Annotated in this window: 9 protein-coding genes; 6 read left to right on the forward strand and 3 right to left on the reverse strand. The window is 69.5% G+C overall.

The window, feature by feature from the left end:
- Positions 1-122: 122 nt before the first annotated feature.
- Positions 123-779: an alpha/beta fold hydrolase gene (locus HHX37_RS17115; protein ID WP_220502940.1), complete on the reverse strand. Its 657-nt coding sequence runs from the start codon at positions 777-779 to the stop codon at positions 123-125.
- A 336-nt stretch (positions 780-1,115) separates the two neighbouring features.
- On the opposite strand from HHX37_RS17115, the gene HHX37_RS17120 reads away from it, so the two are divergent.
- From HHX37_RS17120 to HHX37_RS17145, 6 genes are all read left to right on the forward strand, one after another.
- Positions 1,116-1,613 carry a pyridoxamine 5'-phosphate oxidase family protein gene (locus tag HHX37_RS17120; protein WP_182886045.1) on the forward strand — a complete coding sequence of 166 codons (498 nt, stop codon included), beginning with the start codon at positions 1,116-1,118 and terminating at the stop codon, positions 1,611-1,613.
- Positions 1,614-1,773: 160 nt separating this feature from the next.
- Positions 1,774-2,412, forward strand: coding sequence for a DNA alkylation repair protein (locus tag HHX37_RS17125; RefSeq protein ID WP_220502953.1), 639 nt, complete (start codon positions 1,774-1,776; stop codon positions 2,410-2,412).
- A gap of 156 nt (positions 2,413-2,568) precedes the next feature.
- Complete coding sequence (locus HHX37_RS17130) at positions 2,569-2,838, forward strand: hypothetical protein (protein ID WP_259406531.1); 270 nt, start codon at positions 2,569-2,571, stop codon at positions 2,836-2,838.
- A 225-nt stretch (positions 2,839-3,063) separates the two neighbouring features.
- Entirely contained in the window at positions 3,064-4,134 is a 1,071-nt protein-coding gene (locus HHX37_RS17135; protein WP_182886047.1) for a type III polyketide synthase, read from the forward strand.
- Positions 4,135-4,182: 48 nt separating this feature from the next.
- Entirely contained in the window at positions 4,183-5,019 is an 837-nt protein-coding gene (locus tag HHX37_RS17140; protein WP_182886048.1) for a sterol desaturase family protein, read from the forward strand.
- A gap of 39 nt (positions 5,020-5,058) precedes the next feature.
- Complete coding sequence (locus HHX37_RS17145; RefSeq protein ID WP_182886049.1) at positions 5,059-6,291, forward strand: beta-ketoacyl-[acyl-carrier-protein] synthase family protein; 1,233 nt, start codon at positions 5,059-5,061, stop codon at positions 6,289-6,291.
- A gap of 37 nt (positions 6,292-6,328) precedes the next feature.
- Here HHX37_RS17145 and HHX37_RS17150 read toward each other — a convergent pair whose 3' ends face one another.
- Both HHX37_RS17150 and HHX37_RS17155 read right to left on the reverse strand, forming a co-directional pair.
- A complete protein-coding gene (locus HHX37_RS17150; protein ID WP_182886050.1) occupies positions 6,329-8,578 on the reverse strand; it encodes a hypothetical protein in 2,250 nt (749 codons plus the stop codon).
- 74 nt (positions 8,579-8,652) lie between these two features.
- Entirely contained in the window at positions 8,653-10,878 is a 2,226-nt protein-coding gene (locus HHX37_RS17155; RefSeq protein ID WP_182886051.1) for a hypothetical protein, read from the reverse strand.
- Positions 10,879-10,890 lie beyond the last annotated feature (12 nt).

Here is a 10,890-nt window from a genome sequence, read left to right on the forward strand (position 1 = left end):
GGGACGGTCAGCGGGATCAACCTGCGCAGACCAGTGCAGCCGCCGTACACCTCATCGCCGCAGAGGAGACCGTCCGCGTTGCTTACGCGATGCTCGCGTGGTTGGAGTAGCCAACAGCACGATCACCTACCGTCGAGAAAGGCGGTGGTCGCCCGCGTGACGCGCGGGTCGAAGAGAGTTGTCATGTGCCCTCGGCCACGGAGCAGGAGGAGCCGAGCGTTCGGGATGCCGCGTGCGGTCGCTTCGACGAGCGCGGGTGGGACGATGGGATCCCGGGCGCCACCCACGACGAGCGTGGGTGCGGTGATCTCGCCCAGCCGTGCCGTCACATCCCACTCCTGAATGGCTTCGATGAGGGCGACCTCACCGGGGGCTCGCTGTCGGCCGGCGCCGAGCGCGTACATGGCCGCGACGACCACGCGCAGAAGTCCGTGTGCGACCAGGCCGCTGCTGATCCAGGCGGCGGATTTCCCCCGGCGTTCCATCTCGACGCTCCATAGCAGGTCATGTCGTCCGCGGTCGCTGACGCGGCTCGCGGCGACGGAGATGACCAGGCGGTGTACGACTTCGGGGTGGTCCATCGCGAGTTGGAGCGCGGTGACGCCTCCACCGGAGCTACCCATGACGTCGACCGGTTTGCCGAACCGCTCCCGCAGTGCGATGGCGTGCCATCCGGCCAATCGGGCTATGGTCGTGCCGGAAGGCATGTCGATGGGACGGTTGATCAGGTGGACCGTGCGGCCAGATCCGAGCGCGACGGCGCGGGCCGACCGGGCCATGGTTCGCGGGACCCCTTGGGACAGGTCGGCACCTGGACCGAGGCCGGCCAGGAAGACCAGGGGTGCGCCGTTCCCGGTAGCCGCCACGGACAGTCCGTCGTTCAGGCGTTCGCCCTGCATCCGGCCTCCGCCCGTGCGCAGTCGCGTTGTCGCAGACCGAGATCCTAGCCAGTAACGCCGCCACCAGGCACGTTCCCGCTAGTTTCCACCGCCGTACCCGCCTCGACCGAGCTGCAGCCGGAAGAATTCGGCAACTCGGAGGCCGGCGGATGTCGAGAACGCTCCGGCGGCTCCGTCCCCGGCTCGGATCACGACGACGACCCTGGAGGGACCGCTGTGCGAGCGAACGAGATCGCCGAGATTCTGGACCGGCCGATCAGCCGAGAGCTGCTGGCACGCGACGTGACCCGGCTGGCGTACGTGGCCAAGGACGGCACGCCCCGGAACGTCCCGATCGCGTTCACCTGGAACGGTTCGGAGATCGTCATGTGCACCACGAAGAACGCCCCGAAGCTCCCGGCCCTGCGCGAGAACCCGATGGTCGCCCTGACGATCGACACCGAGGTGCATCCGCCCAGGATCCTGCTGATCCGCGGCCGGGCCGAGCTGGACGTCGTCGACGGCATCCCGGACGAGTACCTCCAGATGAACGGCTCGTACGAGATGACGCCCGAGCAGCGCGCCGAGTGGGAGGCCGAGGTCCGCTCGCTCTACGACGGCATGGTCCGGATCGTGCTGACCCCGACCTGGGCCAAGCTGATCGACTTCGAGACGACCCTGCCGAGCGCGATCGAGGAGCTGGTCCGGCAGCGGGCCGAACGTGAGCGCGCCTGACCACGGTCTTCGACGACGCCACGGACGCCGTCAGCGGTGGTGGCCTGTTTCGAGAGGACTGAGCCGAACGTACGAGTGCTCGTAGGCTGCTCGCGCACGTGACGGACAGGAGGCTGAGGTGGCCGGAACGACCCCGACCGAGACGACGCTGCCCGAGGTGATGACCGAGCTGGCCGAGCTCGAGGACCCGAGGGCGCGCGAGGTGAACGAGAGACACGGCGACGATCACGGTGTGAACCTCGGCAAGCTGCGCGCGCTCGCGAAGCGGCTGAAGACGCAGCAGGAACTCGCGTGCCGGCTCTGGGAGACGGATGACACCGCGGCGCGGTTGCTGGCGATCCTGATCTGCCGTCCGAAGGCGTTCGAGCGTGACCAGCTGGATGGCATGCTGCGCGAGGCGCGTGCCCCCAAGGTGCACGACTGGCTCGTGAACTACGTGGTGAAGAAGAACCCGCACGCCGAAGAGCTGCGCCTGGCCTGGTCCGCCGATCCGGATCCCGTGGTCGCGAGTGCCGGCTGGGCGCTGACCACCGAACGCGTGACGAAGAGGCCCGAGGGCCTCGACCTCGCAGGGCTGCTCGACGTCATCGAAGCGGAGATGAAGAACGCCCCTGATCGCCTGCAGTGGGCGATGAACCACTGTCTGGCGCAGATCGGGATCGAGCACGCCGAGCATCGTGCCCGGGCGATCGACATCGGCGAGCGCCTGGAGGTGCTCAAGGACTACCCGACTCCCCCGGGCTGCACCTCTCCGTACGCGCCGATCTGGATCACCGAACTCGTACGCCGGCAGCACTAGAAATAGGAAGGTCCCACTCACACCCGCGCCGCCTGATACTCCAGCCGTCGATGACGATCTCGCGCGTGGGCTGGTGGCGGAGATGCCCGATAAACAGGTCCGCCGTGGCTGAAGTCACCGGTTCTGGTTGCCGCGGGTCACGCGATCGACCCCGAGGTGCATCCGCCCAGGATCCTGCTGATCCGCGGCCGGGCCGAGCTGGACGTCGTCGACGGCATCCCGGACGAGTACCTCCAGATGAACGGCTCGTACGAGATGACACCCGAGCAGCGCGCCGAGTGGGAGGCCGAGGTCCGCTCGCTCTACGACGGCATGGTCCGGATCGTGCTGACCCCGACCTGGGCCAAGCTGATCGACTTCGAGACGACCCTGCCGAGCGCGGTCGAGGAGCTGGTCCGGCAGCGGGCCGAACGTGAGCGCGCCTGACCACGGTCCCGACGTTCCCCATTGACAATCGATCCCGCGCGGGCGCATCTTGTCAGTGACAAGTTCAGTTCATCGAGGTGAGTAGGAAGGGCCCGGCCACCCCTTGCCGGTCTGAGCCTCATTCGGACGGTCCCGGCGAACAACGCCTGTCTCCGAACGCGCGGCGATTTCCGATGTCGGCCTTTCATTCGTGACACACCGTCGCCTGTCAACCGGGAAGCTCACATGACCCGAATCGCCGCCGTCCGCGGTGCCCTTCCCCAACACCGTTACCCGCAGTCGGAGATCACCGACGCGTTCGCGCAGGTGTGCCTTCCGCGGGGAGGCAGCCGCCGGCTGCTCGACCGGCTGCACGCCTCCGCCCGGGTCGAGCACCGCAGCCTCGTGCTGCCGCTGGAGCGGTACGTCAAGCTCGACGGCTTCGGGGCGGCCAACGACAGGTTCATCGAGGCGGCCGTCGACCTCGGGGCCGAAGTGCTGAGCGATGCGCTCGACGCCGCCGGGCTGACACCGGGCGACGTCGACATGATCATGTTCACGACGGCGACCGGGATCGCCCTGCCCTCGGTCGAAGCGAGGGTGGCGAACCGGCTCGGGATGCGTCCCGACGCCAAGCGGATTCCGATGTTCGGCCTCGCCTGCCTCGGCGGCGTTTCGGGTATCGCACGCCTGCACGACTACCTGCGCGGATGGCCGGACCACGTCGCCGTGCTCCTCTCAGTGGAACTGTGCTCCCTCACCGTGCAGCGGGAGGACCCCTCCCCGGCCAACCTCGTCGCCAGCGGCCTCTTCGGGGACGGCGCCGCCGCGGTCGTGGCCTGCGGGCCCGGCAGAACGGACACGGACGCGCGGCGCGCCCCCGGTCCGACCGTCGTCGCCAGCCGCAGCCGCCTCTACCCGGACTCCGAGCAGGTGATGGCATGGAACGTCTCCGACAGCGGCTTCCGCATCGTGCTCGACCCCGGCATTCCCGGCATCGTCCGCGCCCACCTCAGGGAGGACGTGCACCGCTTCCTGAGCGACCACGGCCTGTCGGCGCGGGACGTGACCGCCTGGGTGTGCCACGCGGGCGGCCCGAAGATCCTCCAGGCGGTCGCGGAGACTCTCGGCCTTCCCGACGGCGCCCTCGACCTCACCTGGCGGTCCCTGGCGGAGGCGGGAAACCTCTCGTCCTCATCCGTGCTCCACGTCCTGAGAGACACCCTGGCCCTGCGGCCCCCGGAGCCGGGCACGCCGGGGTTGCTCATCGCGCTGGGTCCCGGCTTCTCGTCCGAACTCGTCCTCGTGCGCTGGTAGCGCGCGGCTGCCTCCACGTCGGCGTTCTCATCGCACCGGTAGGTATGAGTGGTCACCACGGTCATGTACGCGATCCCGGCATTCCTCCTGCTCGTAGTGGCCGAGGCGGTGTCGTACCGGTTCCTGCCCGGCGACGACGAGCGCGGCTACGACATCCGCGACACGGCGACGAGCATGTTCATGGGACTGGTCAACCAGCTGATCGACTTTCCCTGGCACATCCTGGCCGTCCTCGCCTACGCGGGCCTGTACGAGGTGGCGCCCCGGCACCTCTCCGCCGCTTCGGGGTGGACATGGGTGCTGCTGTTCTTCGCCGAGGACCTGACCTACTACTGGTTCCACCGGTCGCACCACCGGATCCGCCTCCTGTGGGCCAGCCACGTGGTCCACCACTCCAGCCGGTACTTCAACCTGTCGACCGCGCTGCGGCAGAGCTGGACGACGCCGATGACCTCCCTGCCTTTCTGGCTCCCCCTGGCGCTGCTGGGCGTCCCGCCCTGGATGATCTTCCTGCAGAAGTCGGTGAGCCTGCTCTACCAGTTCTTCCTGCACACCGAGCGGGTGGACAGGCTGTGGGCGCCCGTCGAAGCGGTCTTCAACACGCCCTCCCACCACCGCGTGCACCACGGCTCGAACGACGTCTATCTGGACCGTAACTACGGCGGGATCCTCATCGTGTGGGACCGCCTCTTCGGCACCTTCAGATCCGAGGACCGGCGAGTCGTCTACGGGCTCACCGAGGACGTCGAAAGTCACAACCCCATTCGGGTGGCCTTCGGGGAGTTCGCGCGTCTGTGGCGGGACGTCCGTACGGCGGACCACTGGCGCGACCGTCTCGGGCACCTCTTCGGCCCGCCCGGCTGGATTCCGGAGAAGCGGGGCTGACATGCACCTCCTCGGATCGAATGGGAAGAAGGCGGCGAGTTGAGCGAGGAGCGGCCACGTGTCGTCGTCACCGGGCTCGGCGCGGTGACGCCGCTCGGCGCGGACGTGGCGTCGACCTGGTCGGCACTTCTCGAGGGGCGGTCGGGCATCCGTGCGCTCACCGAGGACTGGGCCGGCTCCATCCCGGTGAGGATCGCCGGTGTGGCGGCCGTCGATCCCGCCGGGCTGCTCTCCGCGTCCGAGGCCAGAAGAATGGACCGGGGCGAGCAGCTCGCCCTGGTCGCCGCCCGCGAGGCCTGGCGGGACGCGGGCGCCCCGGAGGTCGACCCGGCGCGGCTCGGCGTCGTCGTCGGCAGCGGCGTGGGCGGCATCACCACGATCCTGTCGGCGTACGAGACGGTCAGGGAGCGGGGATGGCGGACGCTGTCGCCCTTCACCGTGCCCATGCTCATGCCGAACGGCGCGGCCGGGTGGATCGGGATCGAACTCGGCGCCCAGGCCGGCGTGCACGCCACGGTCAGCGCCTGTTCCTCCGGCGCGGAGTCCGTGGGCTACGCGATCGCGATGATCAGGGAGGGCCGCGCCGACGTGGTCGTCGCAGGCGGCACCGAGGCGGCCATCCATCCGATGAGCCTGAGCGCGTTCGCCGCCATGCGGGCCGTGTCGACCCGCAATCACGAACCGCAGCGGGCGTCCCGGCCGTTCGACAGGGGCCGTGACGGGTTCGTCCTCGGCGAGGGCGCGGGCATCGTGGTGCTGGAGTCGGAGAAGCACGCGCGGGCCCGCGGCGCGAGAACCTACGCCGTGGCCGCCGGAGCGGGCTACTCCGCCGACGCCCACCACATCGCGCAGCCCGAGCCCACCGGTGCGGGTGTCCGGCTCGCCCTGCGGCGCGCGCTGGAGGGCGCCGGCCTGACCGGCGCCGACGTGCGGCACATCAACGCCCACGCCACCTCGACCCCGGCCGGCGACGTCGTCGAGACCGTCGCGATCAAGGAGACGATCGGGACGCATCCACTGGTGACCGCGACCAAGTCGATGACCGGTCATCTGCTGGGCGGCGCGGGCGCCGTCGAGTCCATCTTCACGGTGCTGGCGCTGCACGAACGCGTCGTCCCTGCGACCATCAACCTGGACGAACCGGACGACGGCGTGGAGGTGGACGTCGTCCGCGGGCGGCCGCGCCCCCTGCCCGGCGGGCAGATCGCCGGGCTCAACCACTCCTTCGGGTTCGGCGGTCACAACGTCGCCGTGGTGTTCACGACCCTATGAGCGGCCCGGCCGCCGTGTTCCCGGCGGCCGGGCCTCGTCAGGAACGGGCCAGGCTGAAGCGCCCGCTCCCGCTCTTCTGTATCACGATCACGGCATGGGCGCCGGTCACGCCCGGCGTGACGGTGAGGCGTTCGGCCGCGCTCGGTCCCTTGGTGTAGGCGCCTTTCGCGTCGGCTCTCGGCCTCGCCCACCTGGTGGCGCTGGGCGCCATCACGAAGACGTCAAGGTCCTGACCGTCCAGCGGGGTGACGGTGAACGTCACCGGGACGCCGGCCGTGAGGTCCGCCGTGCGGATCTCGACGACGTCGGCCGACTCCATGGACAGCTCGGTGGAACTTCCCGGCGCGAGCGACCCCTCCGACTCGGCGAACTCGACGAGGTAGGAATCCCCGGCGGAGAGCGTCGACACGCGGGGCAGGTGGGTCCTCGGACCGGACGTGGCGTCGACCGCGATGAAGTCCGGCTGATCGCTGCGGGGCATCCAGCTCGAGACCACGTCCCCGCCGGTCGCACTGGCGGCCTTGTACAGGGAAAGGCTGGTGTCGTTGGCCGGGTCGCCCACGTGGAGCGCGGCCACCACAGACCAAGTGGGCCGTGTTGTGGTGAAGGAGAAGTCGCCGCCCCAGAAACTCGGACGGTTGAGCTCGACCCTGTCCAGCAGGGGTTCGTAGAACACGTCGTCTACGGTGTTCTGGAAGAGGGCGGCCAGCACGTTGGACTTCCCTCCCGCCGTCGGCACCGCGGGCAGCAGGGCGTTCTTGAACTCGCCCACGGTGTTCGGCTTGCTCGCCCGGACAACCGAGACGATCTTCTCCGGTCCCTCGGAGGACAGGTCCCAGTAGATCTCGTTCCTCGGGTCGCCGTCGGCGAGGTCCATCAACGCGCCGGCCACCCGGCCCTCGATGTCGGGCCCGATCGACCCCTCCCAGCCGGGGCTGCCCCACGTGGGGCTCTCCAGCTCGATCGACCCGTCCAGCGGTCCCCAGCGGTAGTGGGTCTCCCCGTACGTCTGGACCGCCAGCCAGTCGGCCCACCCTTCCGTCCAGGCGCACCCCTCTGAACTCGCGCTCAGGATGAAGTGCGAGTTGCACGAGGGAGTCGGCGGATACGCATCCGAGTAGACGTAATCCATGATGAAGTGGCCGAGTTCATGGGACACCGTCATCTTTTCGAGCTGCTCGGTCGCGCTCAGGTGGATGGTGTCGTCCGGGAGCGTGTAGTGAGCGTCCGCGATCGTGACGTCGGGGGCCCACAGAATCACCGCCTGGCGGCAGGGTGCCGCGCCGGCGACCCAGCAGCCGCCGGGGTTCCCGGCCCAGCCCGTGTACGCCTTCCAGGTGGCGTGCGCGGCCGTGAAGATCCGGAACGCGCCCTCGTCCGTGCTGCCGGGCGGGGAGAGGTAGTTGACGATTTCTCTTCCGCCCTGCTCGACATCCGCGACGACCGGCGTCTGGAACGTGTAGAGGCCCCTGGTCCTCGGATCCTCGACCGACCAGTAGTCGCTGAAGGACAGCCCCTTCACGTAGACGTCCTGACCACCGCTCTCGTCGCCGTCGCTCCCGTCGAAGCACAGCTCGTAGTCGCCCTGGTCGTCGGTCTCGCCTCTGGCGAGCAGGTCGTCGCCGCCCTCGGCGTCCCGGTCGAACGCCTGCAGCCTGAGCCGGGGCACGCCCTGGAAGGGGCCCTCCGCCGTCACGTGGCTGACCCTGCCCTGCACACAGGTGTCGGCCTCCGCCGCGTCCACCGCCGCGTCCTCTGTCGTGGGCGGAGGGGTGGCGGTCGCGGGCCGCGCCATGCCGAAGAAGGACCTCTCCTCGCCGACGGTGACGTAGGCCAGCGCTTCGTTGCCCGGCCCTGGCCGCCCGTCGGAGACGTGGACGTTGACCGCGGCCGGGCCGGGCTCGGTGGCCGTCACCGTGCCGACGTACGTCACCCGCTCGTTCCTCCGCATCGGGCCGGTACGGCTCGCGCGGTCCAGCCTGCTGCGCCCGATCGTCGCGGGGCCACGGCTCGTTCCGTCGGGCGGGCGCACCCAGCGCAGGTTCCCGGGCAGGTCCGTCACGACCCGTACGTCCGCCGCCTTCTCCCTGGATGAGACCGTGACGGTCAGCGTGGCGGTCTCCCCCACGGCGGGGGCCCGGTCGAGGGCCGCGGTGACGGCGAAGCAGGTGCCGGGCACGCACCGCTCCGCCGCGGCGCCTCCGGGCCCGGTCTCCGCCCGGGCCGCCACCGCTCCGATGGAAAGGCCGGTGACCAGCAGTACCACCGCCGGCAGACGACGTGTCATCGACGAGTTCCCTTCTCAGCCCGGACAGGCCACGGGCGAGTCGACATGTTCTTGATCCCCGGTGCGGTTGGGGATCAGGTGCGGGTCAGGGTGAGGTCTCCGTCGCCGCTCTTCTTGACCACGATGACCGCGTAGTCGCCGGGCACCTTCGGGTCCGCGATGGTGATCCGTTCGGCCTTCCCCGGCCCTCCGGTCGAGGAGCGGCGGGCTGCGGAGCGCGCGAGCCCCCACGCCGTGGAGTTCGGAGCCATCACATAGAGGTCGATGTCCTGCCCGTTCTGGGGCGTGACAGTGAACGTCACAAACGCGCCCAGATCAATCGGAGTCGTACGGATCTCCACCAACTGGTCGGCGGGCATCGTGAACGTCTGAGGGGTTCCCCTCTCCAGGTCGCCCGGGGGCGCCACTGCACTTTGCAGCACGTACTCCCGGAGATCGACACCGGAGCTCACCCGACTCGCGAAGATCTGGTCGATGAGGGTGGGCTGCACGGCGACAAAATCCGGATCCGGGCCGAGCCCCTGCGAACTCCTGACCGTCGAACCCCCTTCCAAGGGGTTCACCTCAAGGGTGACGTCTCCGCTGCCCGCCCCGGAGGTGGCCGCGGCCACCACCGACCATCTGCCCGTGGTGGAGGAGAAGACCGACTGCAGCGGAACGTTGGCGAGCCGGCGCACGGTCGTGCGGTCGTCGAGGTCCTCCGTCCGGCTGCCGCGGATCGTGTTCTGGAACGCCACGGACTCCGCGAGGGCCTGGTCCTCCGGCTTCAGCCCGGCGAGGAACTGGGCGAAGGTGTCCGCGGGCGCCTTCCTGAAGGCCGCCACGACCCCGTGGGTTCCTATACTCCCGGTGTCCCAGATCTCCTCATGATTGTCGGCCAGGTCGAGGAGAGCGGCGGTCACCCGGCCCTCGACGTCGGGTCCGTCGTCCCAGCCCGCGCTGAACCACGTCGGGCTCTCGACGTCGACCGTGCCGTCGGTGGGCTTCCACCGTATGTGCGTGCCTCCGTACGTCTGGACGGAGATCCAGTGGGCCCATCCCTCGACCCACGCGCAGGACTCGGTCGACCGGCCGGTTACGTAGTGCACGAAGCAGGCAGGATCTCTCGGTGGCAGGTGACCGTAGGTGTAGTCCATGATGAAATGACCCAGCTCATGGGCGACCGTCATCTTCTCCAGGCCGACCGACGCGTCCAGATCGATCTGGAAACGGCAGGGGTCGAAATAGCAGTAGCTCGACGTGACGACCCTGGTAGGCGCCCATCTGAAGGTCACCGTCCGGCAGACCGCCTCGCCGGGTTTCCAGCAGTCGTTATCCGGCTGCTGGAGTTGCCTGATGTAGAAGTCCCACGTGTCGTGGGCGGCCGCCATGATCCGTAGCAGGTCCTCCACGGGAGTTCCGGGCGGGGCCGTGACGTCGACGGTCCTGTCATCGCCCGGGGGAATGTCCTTGTGTACCGAACCATTGGCCCAATAGACGTTGTCGTTGTCCGTCGGATCCACGATCCGCCAGTAGCGCCCCTCTGTGAGCACTTGGACGTCGACGTCCTGCCCAGTCCCGTTCTCTTCGGTACCGGTGAAGCAGATTCTGTAGTTACCGGCGTCGTCGGTCAGGGTCACCCCGAGTTTGTCGTATTCGGCGCCGCCGGCGTCGACATCCCACGCCTCCACGAGTATCGAGGGTGTCCCCCTGACAACACCGTCCAGGGTGACGTGCGTGACGTGCCCGTGCACGCAGGTGTCGCCGGCCAGGGACGCCGTCTGCACCAAGGGTTGCGCCCGCGTGTGCGGCTTGGCCGAGCCCGGGGGCATCCCGAATATCGACGACTCGGCGCCGATGGTGAGGTAGGCGAGTCCTTCGCTGCCCGGACCGGGCCGTCCGTCCCCGGCCTGCACGCGGATCGAGGCGGGACCGGGCGCGACCGCCGTGACCACCCCCTCGTACCGCACCCGCGCACCCTTCCGGGCCCGTTCCGTACGGCTCGCGCGGTCCACCCGGCTGCGGCCGATCGTCGCCGCCCTGCGGTCGAGCCCGGCGGGCGGGCGCACCCAGCGCAGCGTCTCGGGCAACTCGATGGTCGTCGTGGCGTCCGGCAGGTCCTCCTTCGCGGTGACCTCCACCGTGAGCGTCGCGGTCTGCCCCACGGCAGGGGCGCGGTCCAGCCTGACGCTGACCGTGAAGCAGTCCCCGGGATCACACGAGGGTGTCCTCGCGGGGGCCGCGTGGGCCGGGGCCGCGACGAGTCCCGCCGCGACCAGGGCGGTGGCGGCCAGGGCGGCCGCCGTCAGTCGGCGTGACATCCAAATCTCCTG

It is taken from the genome of Microbispora sp. H10885, from assembly GCF_014161415.1.
GTDB classification, from domain to species: domain Bacteria; phylum Actinomycetota; class Actinomycetes; order Streptosporangiales; family Streptosporangiaceae; genus Microbispora; species Microbispora triticiradicis.

Coding starts and splice junctions, on each gene's coding strand:
- HHX37_RS17115 (WP_220502940.1), bottom strand. CDS start 779: ATGGCCCGGTCGGCCCGCGCCGTCGCGCTCGGATCTGGCCGCACGGTC.
- HHX37_RS17125 (WP_220502953.1), top strand. CDS start 1,774: ATGACCGAGCTGGCCGAGCTCGAGGACCCGAGGGCGCGCGAGGTGAAC.
- HHX37_RS17155 (WP_182886051.1), bottom strand. CDS start 10,878: ATGTCACGCCGACTGACGGCGGCCGCCCTGGCCGCCACCGCCCTGGTC.
- HHX37_RS17150 (WP_182886050.1), bottom strand. CDS start 8,578: ATGACACGTCGTCTGCCGGCGGTGGTACTGCTGGTCACCGGCCTTTCC.
- HHX37_RS17135 (WP_182886047.1), top strand. CDS start 3,064: ATGACCCGAATCGCCGCCGTCCGCGGTGCCCTTCCCCAACACCGTTAC.